This window comes from Methylocystis sp. JAN1 (genome assembly GCF_052186135.1).
Lineage (GTDB): Bacteria > Pseudomonadota > Alphaproteobacteria > Rhizobiales > Beijerinckiaceae > Methylocystis.
On sequence record NZ_CP181499.1, the window covers coordinates 3,750,886 to 3,767,712 of the forward strand.

The 16,827-nt window shown below is 65.5% G+C and carries 13 protein-coding genes; 8 read left to right on the forward strand and 5 right to left on the reverse strand.

Annotated elements, in window-relative coordinates; genetic code table 11:
- The first annotated feature begins 13 nt into the window (after positions 1-13).
- The 3 genes from ACNHKD_RS18040 (at position 14) to ACNHKD_RS18050 (ending at position 3,540) form a co-directional block, all read left to right on the forward strand.
- Positions 14-256 carry a DUF2312 domain-containing protein gene (locus ACNHKD_RS18040; protein ID WP_424361276.1) on the forward strand — a complete coding sequence of 81 codons (243 nt, stop codon included), beginning with the start codon at positions 14-16 and terminating at the stop codon, positions 254-256.
- A 91-nt stretch (positions 257-347) separates the two neighbouring features.
- A complete protein-coding gene (locus tag ACNHKD_RS18045; protein WP_442754866.1) occupies positions 348-2,069 on the forward strand; it encodes an outer membrane beta-barrel protein in 1,722 nt (573 codons plus the stop codon).
- Between the two features lie 34 nt (positions 2,070-2,103).
- Positions 2,104-3,540 (forward strand): lipopolysaccharide biosynthesis protein, encoded by a 1,437-nt coding sequence (locus tag ACNHKD_RS18050; protein ID WP_442754867.1) that lies wholly within the window; start codon positions 2,104-2,106, stop codon positions 3,538-3,540.
- A gap of 3 nt (positions 3,541-3,543) precedes the next feature.
- Here the strand turns inward: ACNHKD_RS18050 and ACNHKD_RS18055 are convergent, their stop codons facing one another.
- Genes ACNHKD_RS18055 through ACNHKD_RS18065 form a run of 3 tightly spaced genes read right to left on the reverse strand, consistent with a single transcriptional unit; the run spans position 3,544 to position 6,465 of the window.
- Positions 3,544-4,404, reverse strand: a complete 861-nt coding sequence (locus tag ACNHKD_RS18055) for a glycosyltransferase family 2 protein (RefSeq protein WP_442754868.1) — start codon at positions 4,402-4,404, stop codon at positions 3,544-3,546.
- Positions 4,405-4,408: 4 nt separating this feature from the next.
- On the reverse strand, positions 4,409-5,668 hold the full coding sequence (locus tag ACNHKD_RS18060) for a glycosyltransferase family 4 protein (protein ID WP_442756931.1): 1,260 nt from the start codon (positions 5,666-5,668) through the stop codon (positions 4,409-4,411).
- A 5-nt stretch (positions 5,669-5,673) separates the two neighbouring features.
- Positions 5,674-6,465 (reverse strand): class I SAM-dependent methyltransferase, encoded by a 792-nt coding sequence (locus tag ACNHKD_RS18065; protein ID WP_442754869.1) that lies wholly within the window; start codon positions 6,463-6,465, stop codon positions 5,674-5,676.
- A gap of 97 nt (positions 6,466-6,562) precedes the next feature.
- On the opposite strand from ACNHKD_RS18065, the gene mgtA reads away from it, so the two are divergent.
- Positions 6,563-9,157: a magnesium-translocating P-type ATPase gene (gene mgtA, locus ACNHKD_RS18070; protein ID WP_442754870.1), complete on the forward strand. Its 2,595-nt coding sequence runs from the start codon at positions 6,563-6,565 to the stop codon at positions 9,155-9,157.
- A gap of 15 nt (positions 9,158-9,172) precedes the next feature.
- Positions 9,173-10,672, forward strand: a complete 1,500-nt coding sequence (locus tag ACNHKD_RS18075; protein ID WP_442754871.1) for an AAA family ATPase — start codon at positions 9,173-9,175, stop codon at positions 10,670-10,672.
- Positions 10,673-10,813: 141 nt separating this feature from the next.
- On the opposite strand, the gene ACNHKD_RS18080 is transcribed toward ACNHKD_RS18075, so the two are convergent.
- Entirely contained in the window at positions 10,814-11,797 is a 984-nt protein-coding gene (locus tag ACNHKD_RS18080) for a zinc-dependent alcohol dehydrogenase family protein (RefSeq protein WP_442756932.1), read from the reverse strand.
- Entirely contained in the window at positions 11,797-12,234 is a 438-nt protein-coding gene (locus tag ACNHKD_RS18085) for a GNAT family N-acetyltransferase (protein ID WP_442754872.1), read from the reverse strand. The genes ACNHKD_RS18080 and ACNHKD_RS18085 overlap by 1 nt, the downstream gene beginning before the upstream one ends.
- A gap of 19 nt (positions 12,235-12,253) precedes the next feature.
- Here ACNHKD_RS18085 and ACNHKD_RS18090 point away from each other — a divergent pair, with 19 nt between their 5' ends.
- The 3 genes from ACNHKD_RS18090 (at position 12,254) to ACNHKD_RS18100 (ending at position 16,708) form a co-directional block, all read left to right on the forward strand.
- Complete coding sequence (locus ACNHKD_RS18090) at positions 12,254-13,249, forward strand: polysaccharide deacetylase family protein (protein WP_442754873.1); 996 nt, start codon at positions 12,254-12,256, stop codon at positions 13,247-13,249.
- A 380-nt stretch (positions 13,250-13,629) separates the two neighbouring features.
- Positions 13,630-16,449 carry a preprotein translocase subunit SecA gene (gene secA, locus ACNHKD_RS18095; RefSeq protein WP_442754874.1) on the forward strand — a complete coding sequence of 940 codons (2,820 nt, stop codon included), beginning with the start codon at positions 13,630-13,632 and terminating at the stop codon, positions 16,447-16,449.
- A 61-nt stretch (positions 16,450-16,510) separates the two neighbouring features.
- Entirely contained in the window at positions 16,511-16,708 is a 198-nt protein-coding gene (locus ACNHKD_RS18100; RefSeq protein WP_442754875.1) for a hypothetical protein, read from the forward strand.
- The last annotated feature ends 119 nt before the right edge of the window (positions 16,709-16,827 follow it).

Sequence of the window (16,827 nt, forward strand, 5' to 3'; positions counted from 1 at the left end):
GGAAAATCACGACATGGATACGAACGGCGTCGACGGCGGCCACCTGCAAGCCTTCATCGAGCGAATCGAGAAGCTCGAGGAGGAGAAGCGCGCCATCGCCGACGACATCAAGGACGTTTACGCCGAGGCCAAGGGAACCGGCTTCGATCCGAAGATCATTCGCAAGGTCGTCTCGCTGCGCCGGCAGGACAAGAACAAACGGCAGGAAGAAGAAGAGATTTTAGGGCTTTATCTCTCGGCCCTCGGCATGGACTGAGCCGTCCGATAAGCTCCCGTTAACCATAAGGCCCTAACCCTAGCCATGCGCCGCCCGCTGTCGCGGGCCGCTGGCGCGTGGGCGAGGGAAAATGGCGCCATCGGGAAGCTTGGGGAGCCGCGTCGCGCTGGCCGCGCTATGCGCCGCATATGCGGCGCTCGCGGCGACGCCGGCGGCGAGCCAGGCGCTTCCCTCCCTCGGACAGAGCGGCAAGCAAGCGGTTCGCGCCTCCAAAAAGGGAGCCGCGCCTTCTTCCGGCGCGCCGCTCCCCGCGCTTTCGCCGCCGGTTCCGAAACCCGGGCAGGCGGCCGAACCGCTCGGCCTCTCGATCCCCTCGGACCCCGCGCCGCTGATGCGCGGCGCGACCATCGACAATGGCGGCGTTTCGACATCCGCCAATTACGGCCCTCCGGTCCGAAGGGAAAAGCTGCCGCGGCCCTATCCGCCGCCGCGCACGCCCAATCCGCCGCCTTTCTCGCCGAAAAATCCGCTGCCGGCGCTCGAGCCCTATAAGAGCTCCTACCTCGCCAAGCAGCGCCTGCGGCTGCGCGCGACCCTGCCGCCGGGCCTGGTCGCCCCCCCTCCCGCCCCGCCGCCGGCGACGGTCGCCGCGGAGCCGACGATCAAGACGAAGCCGAAGCCGAAAGTCGAAGCGAATCCCTATGATCCGCTGGGCGTCCCCGTCGGCTCGACACTGATCTTCCCTTATGTCCAGACCAGCGGCGGCTACGACGACAACCCGAACCGCCTGGCGCCGAACTACAATCCGCGCGGCTCGACTTTCTTCCGCGGCGAAGGCGGGGTGAAGGTCAAGTCCAACTGGGCGCGCCACAGCCTCGAAGGCGAATTGCGCGGCGGCTATTCGGAATATTTCAATTTTCCGGCGGCGAACCGGCCGGACGCGCAAGGCCAGATGGCGGCGCGCTACGACGTCACCCAGGACACCGCTCTCGATCTGCGCGGGCGGCTCCAGCTCGATACGCAGCGCCCGGGCGCGCCGGCGATCCAACCCGGACAATCGACCGTTTACGTCGTCAACCGCCCGGCCATTCTCGGCGTCGGAACCCAGGCGGGCGCATCGCAGAAATTCGGCCGCATCGGCGTGGAGCTGCGCGGCACCTATGACCGCGTCTGGTATCAGAACGCACAATATTCCGACGGCACGACGCTCAATCTCGCGGCGACGAGCTACAACGACTTTGGCGGGCTGCTGCGCGCCTCCTATGAGGCGACCCCCGATCTGAAGCCCTTCGTCGAGGGAACCTACGACGAACGCCTGCACGACTCGCAGCAGGACTTTAACGGCTTCTATCGCGACAGCACCGGCTATATCGCTCGCGGCGGCGCGCAGTTCAACGTCACGGACATGGTGAAGGGCGAAATCTCCGGTGGTTACGGCAGGCGAGACTACGCCGACCCGCGTCTCGTTCCGCTGCGCGGCCCTGTCATCGACGCGGCGCTGATCTACACGCCTTCCGCGCTAACGACGATGACCCTGCGCGGCTCGACCTCGCTGAACGAAACGACGCTCGCCAACGCCAGCGGCGTGCTGACCCGCGCGGTCAGCGCGACGCTTTCGCACGATCTCATGCGAAATTTAAACGTCACGCTTACGGGAACTTATTTCTACAACAACTATCAAGGAGCGGACGTCGTGGAACGCGGCGGCTCCGTCGGCGTGGCGCTCGACTACAAGGTCACGCGCACCGTCTCGCTGCGCGGCAGCTACCGCTACGAGCTTCTCGACACGACGTTCCCGAACGCCGACTACACGGCGAACGTCTATCTCGTGGGCCTGAGGTTCCAGCTTTGAGAACGCGCCAGAACCGCGGCCCGGAGGGCGCGTCATGTGGATGATGATTCCCTTCATCCTCAACAGCCTCCTGAATTTCGTCGTCAGCCTGCTCGTCGCGAAATTTCTCGGCCCCGCCGAATATGGCCGCTTCGTGCTGGCGCTTTCCGTCGCCGTCGTCGTGCAGACGCTCGTCTTCGACTGGCTCCGCCTCGCGGCGACGCGTTTTTATTCCGAGCGCGACCGTCTCGAACGCCCGCAGATCCGCGCGACGCTCGACGCCTCCTTCGCGGCGCTGGCCGCGCTCGCCATCCTCGTCGCCTTCCTGATCTGGGCGCTGCGCCTCGATCTGCCGCTGAGCCGCGATCTCGCGGCGCTCGCCGTCGGCGTCTCCATCACCAACGCGCTGTTCGACACGGCGACGGCGCTTATTCGCGCGCGCTTTCACGACAGGGCCTATGGCGCGCTGGTCATCGCGAAAAACGTTCTCGCCTTCACGCTCACCGTTGGCGGCGCCTTTCTGTTTCGCTCGGCCAATGTCGCGCTCGTCGGCATGACGGTCTCCGTCGCCGGATGCCTCCTCGTCGCGCGCGGCGAGCTCGTCGAGCCGAACGCCGGCTTCCGCAACGCCGAGCGCGCGCTCGCCCGCCGCTTCCTCGCCTATGGCCTGCCAATCATCGTCGCGGCCGTTCTCTATCAGGCCATTCCGCTTATCAACCGCACGCTGCTCTCGCAGCAAAAGGGCTTCGCGGACGTCGGCCAGCTTTCCCTGGCTTTCGAGACGGGCATCCGCATTGTCGGCGCGATCGGCTCGGCCGTCGACGTCATCCTCTTCCAGATCGCCGTGCACACGGAAAAGACCGCCGGCGCCGACGCGGCGCGCGCGCAGATCTCGCGCAATCTCGGCGCGGTCTTCGCGGTCGTGACGCCCGCCGTCGCCGGCTGCTGGCTCATCCTGCCGAGCTTCGAGGCGCTCTTCGTGCCCGAGACCTTTCGCGGCCCCTTCGCGCATTATTTCGCCCTGATGACGCCCGCGCTTTTCGGCTTCGCCATGATGAATTACGGAGTCAACACCGCCTTCCAGCTCGCGCACAAGCTCGCGCCGCTGATCATTGCGGCGCTCGTCGCCTTGCTGGCCAATTCGCTCGCGATCCTGCTGCTGCCAGCCACCGCGGACGCGACCCGCTTCGCCTATGCGCAGTCCATCTCGACCATGAGCGGCCTTGTCGCTCTCGCCGCCATGCTTTTCCTGCTGGACCCGATGTGGCCGCGCGCGAGAGATGTTCTGGGCGCCGTCGCCGCCACGGGCGTCATGCTCGTGAGTGGCGCGCCCCTGCGTCTGTGGGAGCCCGGCGCCCTCACAATGCTTTTGCAGGTCGCAACGGGCGTCGTCGTCTATGGCGCCGTCGCCTACGCCGTCGACGTCGCCGGCGTTCGCAGCCTCGTCGGCCCCAGGATCATGGCGCGGCTTCGCCAGCCGCAATTGCAGTAGGCGTCACAGCTCCAGCGCGCGACCCGGATGCGAACGCCCGCGCGCCGCGTCGAAAAGCGCGATGAGATTTCCGCGCAGACGGCCGAAGCGGTCGACGTTCGGCTCGGGTCGCGGAGATTTCACGAGATTGGCGATCATGTTGCGAAGCGCGAGATTGAGCGCGAAGCGCGGCGTGACCGTGCCCTTGCGGACAAGGTAAAGGGGGTTCGCGATCTGCGAATAGCCGAGTCGCACGCCCGACGTGCGGCCCGACGTGACGCCGAGATGGACGCCGAAGAAATGGTTCGTCGTCACGACGCGCCCGACGCGCGCATATTGCGCGGAGAAATCAGTGTCCTCGAGCCAGGCGTAGAGCGGCAGATTTTCATCAAAGCGCAGATGCGGCGCGGCGGCGAGACGAAAGGCCATGTTGCAACCATATGTCCCGGTCGCGTCCATTATGCTCGACGTCGGCGGCGGGACGTGGCAAGCAATGAACGCGTCCGCCTGCGCGAAGGTCAGCCCCTTGCGATTGATGCCGTCGGCGATAAGAGCGCCCGTCGCCGCGACGACCTCGGGATGCTCGGCGAATAAACGCCCGACGCCCTCGACGAAGCCCGGCGCCGGAACATAGTCGTCGTCGACGAAGACGATGATATCCGCATCGCCGGCGACGAGATCCAGCGCATGGTTGCGCTGGATCGGGAGTCCTCGCGCCCGGGCCAGGTGAAACTCCGCAGCGCCTGGCGGATTGGGCGCGTCGTCCGGCCCGGCGCCGATCACGATCAGCCGGTCGGGCTGGCGCGACAAATGCGCGAAACGTTGAAGGCAGGCGCCGACAATCTCCGGGCGCCCGGTGGTGGCGATGGCGATGACGATTTTCATGCGCTTACGACAGAGCTTCCGCATGCCGCGCCGGAGTCGACGCCTTGCGCCAGTCGGCGCGCACTTTCTCATAAACCGCCGCGACGGCGTCGAGATGACGATCGAGCGTCAGCGGATCGGCCCAATAGCGCGCATGGGCCGCCCGCGCCATGCGACGGGCGAGATCGTCATCCTCAAGCCGCGCGATCGCATCCGCAAGCGATCTCTCATCCGCGCTTTTGAACCAGAAGCCGGTCTCGCCGTCCGCGACGGCCTCGCGCCCCGCGCAAACGTCGCTGACGATCACGGGCGTGCCCAGGGCGAGCGATTCATAGACCGTCAGCGGCTGGCCCTCGTACCAGACAGAGGGGAAAACCAGCGCGCGCGCGGCGCGCAGAACTTCGCGCACTTGAGCGGGATCGCGCCACCCGAGAAATTTGGCCTGCGGAAACTCTTCCTCCAGCGCCGCGCGCGCCGGCCCGTCGCCGACGAAGACCGGCGTCACGCCCGCAATCACGGCGGCCTGCGCGAAATAACGCGGCCCCTTCTCGGCTGAGAGGCGGCCAACGAAGACGAAGCCGCCGGGCTTATGCTCGCCCTTGGGTCCCAGGTTCGTCACATCGATGGGATTGCCGACTTCGTAGAATGTCGCGCCCTTCGGCATGTAAGGCGCGATGATCCCGCGCTGCAGCTTCGAGATGGTAATGAGATGACGGGCCGTGTCGTAAAGCCCGCTGCCATGGCGCATCAGCGCATGGCGCCCGACGCGCATCAGCTTGCGGCGATAGCCCCGGGAATCGCAGTCATGCGCGATGCAGCCGGGCGACATGGCCTTGTAATCGCAGTTGCGCGCCGCGCCGTAATCGTAGAATCCGCCGTTCGGGCAGGCGAGATAATATTCGTGCAGCGTATGCACGACCGGCAATCCCGCTCCCTTGAGCGCCCAGCCGATCGAGGGCGAGAGCGCCTTGGCCCAGCCATGGACATGCACGATCGTGTCTGTCGGCTCGCAGGAAGCGAGGAGCGTCGCCAACGCTCCCGCGGCGGCGCCGTTCCAGAGCCATTGCGCGCCGAAGCGCAGCAGAGACGAAGTCGACAGCACGTCGGGCTGATCAAGCAGCGTGACCGCCACGCCCGCTTCTTTCAGGCCCGGTTCAACGGGCCCGACAGCGGCGAAAAAGTCGACGCGATGGCCGCGCCGCGCAAAGCCCTTGGCGCTGTCGATCGCGACCCTGGCGAGGCCGCCATTGATATGCGCGTGATCCGCGACGACGACGATGCGCATCGCCGTCACTTGGTCGCGATCACATAGGCGAAGCTCGACACGGCGCGCCATTGGCGCGCCCGCGCAAGCTTCGTGAAAGCCGCGTCAATCCGCCTGATCCCCGGAAACTTCCAGAAATAGCTATAGCCCCAGAAGGGTAGCGTCACCACGTCCGAGAAGCCCGCGCGCGTCAGCATGGGGACGAGCTTCTCCTCCGCGCTGAAGCAGTAGTCGTAATAAGCGGGAAATTTTGGATTGTCGCCGTCGTTCTTGCGGTCTGGAAAGACCGTTTCGAGCATCCAGCGCGATATTTTTTCCGGGATGAGACGATTCAGCACATAGGGCGGCGCATAGAGCGTCGGGAAGAAGCTGAAGGCGACGCCCCCGGGCGCGAGCGTATGGGCGATGTTCTCCCACATTCGCGCGACGTCCGGCACATGCTCCATCACCATGCGGCTATAGGCGATGTCGTAGCGCTCGGCTCCGAGGATGGCATTGGCGTCCTTGCCGGCGATGTCGCACTGGACGGTCGCGTAGCCGTCCGGCGCCAGCGAGAGTTCATGCGCGGAAATGTCGTTGAGCGTCACGTCGAAGCCGTGGGCCGCGGCCTCCTCCGGCAGGAACAGGGGGTCGCGTCCGCCTCCGATTTCCAGGTGGCGCGTTAACCCTTTCCGCCGCGCGATCTCCACGATGGTCCGCTTGTAATTGTCCCAGGCCCAGTTGAAATCCGGATCGTAGCCCAGCCCCGCGACGATCTCGCGAACCTCCAGCGGCTGATGCTCCGCGGGCTCGGCGGGGGAGGTCGTGTGGGCGTCCATGGCAGGGCTTTCGTCGCGTGAAAGGTGCTGTATCTTAAAGCGACGCAGTTACGCGATGATGAATCGGGAGCCCCGAACCCGAAAGGCAGGCACGCCGATGAATTTCAGCGTTAGGGAGGACGACCCGGTCCGCGCGGCGCTCCGCAGGGCCGCTTTGAGCGATCTCGACGCGCTTTATCGCGAATTCGACGCGTCGCCAGGGGGCCTCGACGAAACGCAGGCCGCGGCGCGCCTCAAGCGCTACGGACCCAACCGCGTGGCGCAGGATGCGGGCGCCGGCGTGCTGCGGGAACTGGCGCGCCATGTCTTCAATCCGCTCAACGGCCTTCTGCTCACGCTCGCGGTCGCATCCTGGACGCTGAGCGACCGGCGCGCGGCTGTCGTCATTTCGGCGATGGTCGCGCTCAGCGTGCTGCTCGCCTTCGTGCAGGAGCATCGCTCCAACGCCGCCGCCGCCAGATTGCGCGCCATGGTGCGCACGCACGCCTCCGTCCGCCGGCCGGGCGCGGCCGAAGATCCTTTCGTGGAGACCTCGCTCGACAGGATCGTTCCCGGAGACGTCATTCGCCTGACCGCCGGCGACATGGTTCCCGCCGATGTCCGGCTGATCGCCGCCAAGGACCTTTTCCTCAATCAATCGGCCCTGACGGGCGAGTCCATGCCGGTCGAAAAGTTCGCCCGCGCTCTCGACCGCGCGAACGAACCCCTGGAGGCGGAGAACCTGGCTTTTATGGGCTCGAACGTGGTGAGCGGCTATGGCGAGGCGCTGGTTCTCTTTACCGGTTCGCGCACCTTCTTTGGAGCCATCGCCGACAAGATCACGGAAGCCGGAGACACGACCGCCTTCGACGAAAGCGTGCGCCGCTTCACCTGGCTGATGATCAGCTTCATGGCGGCGATGGCGCCGCTGGTTTTCTTCGTCAACGGCTATTTCAAGGGCGATTGGCTCGGCGCCTTTCTGTTCGCGATCTCTGTCGCGGTGGGCCTCACGCCGGAAATGCTGCCGATGATCGTAACCGTAAATCTCGCGAAGGGCGCCATGGCCATTTCGCGGGAGAAGGTCATCGTCAAGCGCCTCAACGCGATTCAGAACTTCGGCGCCATGGACGTGCTCTGCACAGACAAGACCGGCACGCTGACGCAGGACCGCATCATTCTCAAGCGCCACCTGGATATTTATGGCGCGGACTCGGAACGCGTGCTGGAGTTCGCCTATCTCAACAGCCATTTCCAATCCGGCCTGCGCAATCTGCTCGACATTGCAGTGCTCAAGCAAGCCGAGCTCGAGAAAAAGCTGACGCCACGGCGCAGATTCAAAAAGATCGACGAGATTCCGTTCGATTTCGAGCGCCGTCGCCTTTCGGTGATCGTCGAAAGCGACGACGGCGAACGGCTTCTCATCTGCAAGGGCGCCGTCGAGGAGATTTTCGCGGCGGCGACGCGTTTTGAAACGGCGGACGCGGAAGGGGCGCTCGATCGCTCTCATCTTGAAACGGCGAAGCAGGAGACCGCGGCGCTGAACGCCGACGGCTTCCGCGTCATCGCGGTCGCCTATAAGCGCGTCGCGTCCGACAAGACGGTTTATGCGCCCGCGGACGAGAGGGAGCTGACGCTTCTCGGCTATATCGCCTTTCTCGATCCTCCCAAGGACAGCGCCGCGCAGGCCGTCGCCGACCTGCGAAAGGCGGGAATTTCGGTGAAGATCCTTACGGGCGACAACGAGATCGTCACCCGCAAGGTCTGCCGCGACGTCGGGCTCGGGATTGACGATCTTTTGCTTGGCGCGGATATCGACGCGATGGACGACCCAGCCCTTGCGGCGCGCGTCTCTGGCGTCACCGTCTTCGCCAAACTGTCGCCGCCGCAAAAGGCGCGCGTCGTGGCGGCGCTGCGAAAGAACGGCCATGTCGTCGGCTATCTTGGCGACGGCATCAATGACGGGCCGGCGCTCAAGGCCGGCGATGTCGGCATCTCCGTCGATACGGCCGTCGACATCGCCCGCGAATCCGCCGACATCATCCTGCTGGAGAAAAGCCTCGCCGTTCTCAACGACGGCGTGATCGAAGGCCGCAAGGTCTTCGCCAACATCTTGAAATATGTCCGCATGGGCGCGAGCTCGAATTTCGGAAACATGTTCAGCGTGCTCGGCGCGAGCGTCTTTCTCCCGTTCCTGCCCATGACGCCGATCCAGATTCTGACGAACAATCTGCTCTACGACCTTTCGCAAACCGCGATCCCGACGGACAATGTCGACGAGGAGTTTCTGGCGCGCCCACGTAAGTGGGATATTGCTGGCATCGCAAAGTTCATGCTCTATGTCGGCCCCGTGAGCTCGATCTTCGACTATGCGACGTTCATCCTGATGGTCCTTGTCTTCGACGCCTGGGACAAGCCGTCGCTATTTCAAACCGGCTGGTTCGTCGAGTCGCTCTTCACGCAGACGCTGATCATTCACGTCATTCGCACGCGAAAAATTCCCTTTGTCGAAAGCCGGGCGAGCGGGCCGCTGTTGCTGACGACGATCGTCGTTTGCCTGATCGGCGCCGCGCTGCCCTATTCGCCGGTCGCGCCAGTCTTCGGCTTCACGCCCTTGCCGCTGAGCTACTGGCCGGCGATGGCCGGCTTCCTTCTCGGCTACGCCATTCTCGCCCATCTCGCCAAGACGGCGTTCTTCGAACGCTTCGAAGACTAACCCGCGAGCGCCGGAATGTCTTCGGATATGCAAGCGGAGATTGTCGCATTTCTCACCGGCCTTCTCGGCGCGGCGGAGAGAGTGGACACGCATATTTCGACGGTGCTGCTCGGGCGCGACCGCGTCTTCAAGATCAAACGGCCCGTGCGCCTTCCCTATCTCGACTTCTCGACGCCCGATCTGCGCCTGCATTTTTGCGCGCGCGAGGTCGCGCTCAATCGGCGCTTCGCCCCGGCCCTCTATCTCGGCGCGAGACGCATCACGCGCGAAGCGGATGGGCGGCTTTCGCTCGACGGCGCCGGCGCTGTTGTGGACGCCGTTGTGGAGATGCGGCGGTTTCCGGACGACATGCTGTTCGACCGCATGGCGCGCGAAGGCCGCCTGACCAGGGACATGATCGAGCGGCTCGCAAGGCGGGTCGCGCAGGCGCATGACGCGGCGACTTCCGATACGACGCGAAGCGGCGCGGCCGCCATGCGCCGGATCATTGACAGCATGGAAGCGAGCTTTTGCGTCGCCGCGCCGGCGCCCGCCGGCGAAATAGAGGCGCATCTCGACAATCTGCGCCGCGCGCTCGACGGGAAGGCGCGGCTGATCGAGGAAAGGCGCGCGCGAGGCCGCGTGCGCGGCTGTCATGGCGATCTCAATCTTCGCAATGTCTGCCTGTTCGAGGGAGAGCCGACGCCTTTCGACTGTATCGAATTCTCCGACGATATATCGACGATCGACATTCTCTACGACATCGCCTTCCTGTTGATGGATCTCTGGCGCGTCGGCCTTCGCGACCTCGCCAATGTGGCGCTCAACCGCTATCTCGACGCGCGCAGGGAGCGCGACGAAGAAGGCCTGCCGATTCTCCCCTTCTTCATGTCCCTGCGCGCGACAATCCGCGCGCATGTCGAGGCGTCGCAGGGACATGCCGAGGTTTCGCGCGCCTATTTCGATCTCGCTTGCGCGCTGCTTGCGCCGGCGCGGGGCTGCGTCGTCGCTATCGGCGGCTTCAGCGGCGCCGGCAAATCCAGCGTCGCCGCCGCTCTTGCGCCGCTGCTTTCGCCGGCGCCCGGCGCGCGCGTTTTCAACAGCGATCGGCTCCGTAAACATATGTTCGGCGCCGCGCCGACGGACCGCCTGCCGCAGGAGGCGTATCGCAGCGAGGTATCCGAAGAAGTCTATCGCATCATGTTCGAGGCCGCCGAAGGCGTGGCCAGGAACGAATGGCCCGTCATTGTCGACGCGGTCTTCGACCGGCCGGCAGATCGTGCGACGATAGAGGCCGCAGCGCGGACCGCTGGCGCGCATTTCGTCGGCGTCTGGCTCGATCTCGACCTCGCGCAGCGACTCGCGCGCGTCGACGCGCGCCTCGGCGACGTATCCGACGCGACGCGCGCGGTAGTGCAGGCGCAAGCGACGAAGGACGCTGGCGAGATTGCGTGGCGGCGTCTGAACGCCGACCAAGCGCCGCAGGCGACCGCCGGCGAAATTTCGCGACTGGCGCCCGCAGGGTCCGAAAGTTAACGGCCCGCCCCCCGGAGGGGAACGGGCCGTTTGCGGTTGTCATCGGATCGCGAATGAACGCTTTCCTCGAACCGCACGTATAAAACCGCGGGCGCCGCGCAATGTTTCGCACGCCGCGAAAAAAACGCGCCGGGAAAACCTCTACGGAACCAGCACCGCCGCGCCCTGCAGACGCCCCTCGCGCAGGTCGCTCAGCGCCTCGTTCGCTTGCGCGAGCGGATAAGGCGTCGCATGCATTTTGAGCGGCAGGGTTGGCGCGAGCGACAGGAATTCCCGCGCATCCTCGCGCGTGAGATTGGCGACGGATGAAAGCCGCCGCTCTTCCCACAGCAGGGCATAGGGAAAGCCCGGAATGTCGCTCATGTGAATGCCGCCGCAAACGACCGCGCCGCCCTTCTTCACGGCCGCGAGGGCGCGTGGGACAAGGGCGCCGACAGGCGCGAAGATCAGCGCGGCGTCGAGCTTCTCGGGCCCCGGCGCGTCCGAGCCTTGCGCGCTCGCCGCGCCGAGCGACAGAGCGAATTCGGCCGCCCCCGCGTCGCCGGGACGCACGAAGGCGTGCACGCGCTTTCCCTGCAGGATCGCGACCTGGGCGATGATATGCGCGGCGGCGCCGAAGCCGAAAATGCCGATGGTTTGCGCGGGTCCCGCCAGCTTCAGCGTGCGCCAGCCGATGAGCCCCGCGCAAAGCAGGGGCGCCAATGTCGCCGCGTCGCCGCCTTCAGGCAGAGCGAAGCTGTAAGCGGCGTCGGCGATCGTATGCGTCGCATAGCCCCCGTCGCGCGTATAGCCGGTGAAGAGCGGGTCGTCGCAGAGGTTCTCGCGCGCGCTCGCGCAATAGGGGCAATGACCGCAGGTGCGACCAAGCCAGGGAACGCCCACGCGCGCGCCGATGGCGAAACCCTTGACGCCCGCGCCCACGGCCTCGACGCGGCCGACGATTTCGTGTCCCGGAACGATGGGAAGCTTCGGCTGCGTGAGTTCGCCGTCCACCACATGAAGATCGGTGCGGCAGACGCCGCAGGCTTCGACGCGCAGCCGCAATTCTCCCGCCCCCGGCTCAGGGACCGGCCGCTCCTCCACCACGAGCGGCGAGAGAGGACGCCGCAGGACCATGGCTTTCATCATCGCCGAAGCCGTTTGCTCAGATAAATCCGCCGTTCGCCGGGCGGAAAATCGGCGATCTCGCCGAAGCGCTCATATCCCAGCCGCTTGTAGAAGGCCGCGACGCGGGGATCGAAAGTATCGATATAGGCGCCGATGGCCCCGCGGGCGAGCGCCGCCCGTTCCGCCGCCTGCATCAGCCGCAAAGCGAGGCCGCCGCCGCGCTGCGATTCCGCCACCCACAAATGCCTTATATAAAGCCAGCGCCAATGGGTGACGCCGTTGAGCCCGCCGGTCAACGCGCCGTTTTCGTCGCGGACGACGACGGAAAGCGGCGTCTCCTCGCGGGGGCCGAAACGCGCGGCGATCTCGGCGCCGAGCCGCGCGGCGACCTCGGGCGACTCGGCGGCGTCGACAGCGAAGGCCGGCTTCTCAATCGGAGTCTTTCTGCTAAACATCGCGCCCGTGAAACTGAGCTTGGCCGTCCTTCTATTCTGCGCGGGCCTTGCGCCCGGCGCAACGGCGCGCGCGCAGGAGGATTGCGGCCCCGCGGCGATCGCGCCGCAGCCCGGCGCGGCCGGCGCGCGGGCGCAGGACTATCGGGCCGTTTTCGAGAGCTGCGCAAAGAACGGCGAGACGCGCCTCGCCACGCGCCGCATGAGCGTCGACGGCGAGAAGCTGCTGCTGACGGTGCATCCGCAGACGCTCAAAACCTCGCTGGAGCCGGCCTCGTGCTGGCGCTGCGCCGAGACCACGGACGAGGAGCAGGCGGAGACGCGCTTCATGAAGGCCGTTCGCCCGCCCGCCGATCCCGACCGGCCGCCGGCGCTCGTCAACGCCGGGCTCATCCATGGCGAGGGCGCCGGGGCCTTCATCACCGGCGATCTCTGTCCGAGCCGCAAGCCGCTTGATCGCGCCTTCATCGAGGAGGTCGCCGCGCAGGGGCCGGGAACGCCGCTGGCGCTCGCCGTCTCGGGCGCCTGGATCGCGCATCATGGGCAAGATTTCGCCTGGCTGCAGGAGAAGGCCCGCTCCGGCGCGCTGGACATTACATGGGCGGATCACACCTATTCCCATCCTTACGTCGTCGGATTGAAGGATTCGCAGAATTACATGCTGCGGCCCGGCGTCGATCTCGACCGCGAGATTTTCGAGACCGAGAAAATTCTCATCGCTCATGGCGAGACGCCGTCGGTCTTCTTCCGCTTTCCGGGGCTCGTGGCGGACGGGGCGCTTCTGGAGAAGCTGAAGGAGCGCCATCTTGTGGCGCTCGGGGCGGATAGCTGGCTCGCCCTGGGGCCGACGCCGACGGCCGGCTCCATCGTGCTGGTGCATCCCAACGGCAATGAGCCGGCGGGATTACGCATTTTCTCGCGGCTGCTGAGGAGCGGGCGGATGCCGAAGCCGTTTCGGGCGATCGAGGAGGCGCCTTGGAGCGCGCTGCGAAAAAGCGGGGACGGCGAAGCGCGATAGCGCCTCGACGACCTGCTCCCGCGCCAGGGTCGGAAGCGCGTCCAGATCCCTGGCCGCCGCGACGGTCAATATGATTTCATCCGCAACCCAACGATAATATCGTGAAATATCGCCAAAAGAGATTGTACGGTCAAGTTAATGCCGGATCCGCCGCCTTGTCCCGGGACGCGTGGAACCCGCCTTTGCCAAGGCAACCCTTACATTGACAAGGGTTCCCCGCCCTCTTATCTCTCCGGCGGAAATGCCGCGTCGGCCTTGACGCCCGGGGTCCCGGTCGCTGTCGCAAGCGGTTGCTTTTCCAAGACATTGCGACGCTCCGCCCCGCCCGCCCGAAATGGCGCCTGCGCCGGCGGTTGCGCGCCATAAGAAGGGTTTGCGGGATGCTGGGCGCCATCGCCAAGAAGATTTTCGGCACGGCCAACGATCGCCGCCTCAAGACCTATGCGCCGCAAGTCAAAGCGATTAACGCGCTGGAGCCGCAGCTCGCGGCGCTCTCGGACGAGGAGCTGCGCAACCGCACGGTCGAGTTTCGCGAGCAGCTCGCGGCCGGCAGGACGCTCGACGACCTTCTGGTCCCCGCCTTCGCCACAGTGCGCGAGGCGGCCAAGCGCACGCTGGGCCAGCGCCATTTCGACGTTCAGCTCATCGGCGGCATGGTGCTGCATGAGGGCGCCATCGCCGAAATGCGCACGGGCGAAGGCAAGACGCTCGTCGCGACGCTCGCGGTCTATCTCAACGCGCTGGCCGGCAAGGGCGTGCATGTCGTCACGGTGAACGACTATCTGGCCAAGCGCGACAGCGACTGGATGGGCCAGATCTACCGCTTCCTCGACATGTCGGTCGGCTGCGTCGTCCACGATCTGTCCGACGAAGAGCGCGCCGCCGCCTACGCCGCCGACATCACCTACGGGACCAACAACGAATTCGGCTTCGACTATCTGCGCGACAACATGAAATATGAGTTCGCGCAGATGGTTCAGCGCGGGCACAATTTCGCGATCGTCGACGAGGTGGACTCGATCCTGATCGACGAGGCGCGCACGCCGCTCATCATTTCCGGCGCCGTCGACGACAAGTCGGACCTCTACAACACGATCGACCGCCTGATCCCCAGGCTGTCGGCGGAAGATTACGATCTCGACGAGAAGCAGCGCTCGATCAGCCTCACCGACGCCGGCAACGAGCATATGGAGCAGTTGCTGATCGAGGCCGGCGCGCTGACCGACGGCGCGCTGTACGAGGCGCACAACGTCACGCTCGTCCATCACGTCAATCAGGCGTTGCGCGCCCACAAGCTGTTCCAGAAGGACAAGGACTACATCGTCCGCAAGGGCGAGGTGGTCATTATCGACGAATTCACCGGCCGCATGATGCCGGGCCGCCGCTATTCGGAGGGCCTGCATCAGGCGCTCGAAGCGAAGGAGCGCGTGCAGGTTCAGCCCGAAAACGTCACGCTCGCGTCGATCACCTTCCAGAACTATTTCCGCCTCTACGACAAGCTCGCCGGCATGACCGGCACGGCTGCGACGGAAGCGAACGAATTCGCCGAGATCTACAAGCTCGACGTCGTGGAAATCCCGACGAACCGCCCCGTTCAGCGCCGCGACGACGACGACGAGGTCTATCGCACGGCGAAGGAAAAGCTCGGCGCGATCCTGGAAGAGATCAAGGACGCGAATTCGCGCATGCAGCCGCTGCTCGTCGGCACGACCTCGATCGAGAAGTCGGAACAGCTCGCGGAGTTCCTGGTCCAGCAGGGCTACAAGATGATCGACTTCGCCGACGGCAAGGGATTGTCCGAACTCTACAAGGCGGCGCGCTCGGGCGAGCCGTCCAAGATGTTCGCCGTGCTGAACGCCCGCTTCCACGAGCAGGAAGCCTATATCGTCGCGGAGGCCGGCGTGCCGGGCGCGATCACCATCGCCACCAACATGGCGGGCCGCGGCACGGACATTCAGCTCGGCGGCAATGTCGAGATGCGTGTCGCGCAGGAATGCGCCCCGCTCGAAGGCCCCGCGCGCGAAGCCAGGGAGGCGGAAATCCGCGAGGAGGTCGCGGCCTTCAAGGAGAAGGCGCTCGCCTCGGGCGGCCTTTACATCATCGGCACGGAACGCCATGAGAGCCGCCGCATCGACAACCAGCTCCGCGGCCGTTCCGGCCGCCAGGGCGATCCCGGCCGCTCGAAATTCTTCCTGTCTCTGCAGGACGACCTGATGCGCATCTTCGGCTCGGAGCGCATGGACGGCATGCTCGTGAAGCTCGGTCTGCAGGAGGGCGAGGCGATCGTCCATCCCTGGATCAACAAGGCGATCGAGAAGGCACAGCACAAGGTCGAGGCGCGCAACTTCGACATTCGCAAGAATATTCTGAAATTCGACAATGTCATGAACGACCAGCGCAAGGTCATCTTCGAGCGTCGGCGCGAGATCATGGCGGAGGAGAGCGTGGAGGAGCAGGTCTCCGACATGCGCGCGGAAGTCGTCGACAATCTCGTCTCGCAGCACATTCCCGCCGACGCCTATGCGGAGGCCTGGGATGTCGAGGGTCTTGCCGAGGATGTGGGCGCCAAGCTCAATCTGGACGTCCCCGTCGCGGACTGGGCCAAGGAAGAGGGCATCGCCGACGAGGAGCTCAAGGAGCGCCTGCTCGAGGCCGCCGACAAACGCTATGGGGAGCGCGTCGAACGCAACAGCGCCCCGCTCATGCGCATGATCGAGAAGCAGGTCGTGCTGCAGTCGCTGGACACGCTGTGGCGCGAGCATCTCGTTGCGCTCGACCATCTGCGGCAGGTCATCGGCTGGCGCGGCATGGCGCAGCGCGACCCGCTCAACGAATACAAATCAGAGGCGCTGGAGCTTTTCCGCAGCCTGATGAGCCGGTGGGACGAGGCGGTGACCGCGCAGCTGATGCGCGTCGAGGTCAGCTTCGAGGCGCCGCCCTCGGCGCCGCCGGAGCTTCCGCCGATGGAGATGTCGCATCCCAATCCCGTCCCGCTCTCGGGCGGCGTGAGCGCGGAAATCGCCGCGCTGGAGGATTTGAACGCCCGCCTCGCCGCGGCGGATTTTTCGCCGCAGGCGCAAGCGCCGGCCCCGGTGCGCGATCCGGCCGATCCCAATAGCTGGGGTAAGGTCGGCCGCAACGAGCCCTGCCCCTGCGGCTCGGGCAAGAAATACAAGCACTGTCACGGACAGCTGGTGTAGGCCAACAAGATCAAGGGCCTGCGATCCGCAGGCCCTCTCCTGGATCATAAAGGCTCACGAAATGGTCGTCCCGATATTTTCCGCCGCCGACGACCCCATCTGGCTCAAGCTTCTTATCGCGGCCATTTGTCTGTATTTTCTTGGCCTTTCAATGTCCGGCGCGCGCTTCGGCAGGGCCGGCGGCGTCGCCCGTTCGCTCGGCGCCGTCGCGGCCCTATTGTCTGCCCTCGCGCTGCTGTCCGCCTTTATTGCGGCGTGACAAAATCGGACTCGGCGGAAAAGCCGCCGATCTATCCTGGGGACGGCGCGCCCGGAGGCTTGACAGGACTGCGGCGAGTCGTCGCAGGACGCGCCTTTCTCGCTCCGCAGGGTTGATTG

Excerpts from the sequence above, each read along its gene's own strand:
- ACNHKD_RS18040 (WP_424361276.1), top strand. The coding sequence starts at position 14 with ATGGATACGAACGGCGTCGACGGCGGCCACCTGCAAGCCTTCATCGAG.
- ACNHKD_RS18045 (WP_442754866.1), top strand. The coding sequence starts at position 348 with ATGGCGCCATCGGGAAGCTTGGGGAGCCGCGTCGCGCTGGCCGCGCTA.
- ACNHKD_RS18050 (WP_442754867.1), top strand. The coding sequence starts at position 2,104 with ATGTGGATGATGATTCCCTTCATCCTCAACAGCCTCCTGAATTTCGTC.
- ACNHKD_RS18055 (WP_442754868.1), bottom strand. The coding sequence starts at position 4,404 with ATGAAAATCGTCATCGCCATCGCCACCACCGGGCGCCCGGAGATTGTC.
- ACNHKD_RS18060 (WP_442756931.1), bottom strand. The coding sequence starts at position 5,668 with ATGCGCATCGTCGTCGTCGCGGATCACGCGCATATCAATGGCGGCCTC.
- ACNHKD_RS18065 (WP_442754869.1), bottom strand. The coding sequence starts at position 6,465 with ATGGACGCCCACACGACCTCCCCCGCCGAGCCCGCGGAGCATCAGCCG.
- mgtA (WP_442754870.1), top strand. The coding sequence starts at position 6,563 with ATGAATTTCAGCGTTAGGGAGGACGACCCGGTCCGCGCGGCGCTCCGC.
- ACNHKD_RS18075 (WP_442754871.1), top strand. The coding sequence starts at position 9,173 with ATGTCTTCGGATATGCAAGCGGAGATTGTCGCATTTCTCACCGGCCTT.
- ACNHKD_RS18080 (WP_442756932.1), bottom strand. The coding sequence starts at position 11,797 with ATGAAAGCCATGGTCCTGCGGCGTCCTCTCTCGCCGCTCGTGGTGGAG.
- ACNHKD_RS18085 (WP_442754872.1), bottom strand. The coding sequence starts at position 12,234 with ATGTTTAGCAGAAAGACTCCGATTGAGAAGCCGGCCTTCGCTGTCGAC.
- secA (WP_442754874.1), top strand. The coding sequence starts at position 13,630 with ATGCTGGGCGCCATCGCCAAGAAGATTTTCGGCACGGCCAACGATCGC.
- ACNHKD_RS18100 (WP_442754875.1), top strand. The coding sequence starts at position 16,511 with ATGGTCGTCCCGATATTTTCCGCCGCCGACGACCCCATCTGGCTCAAG.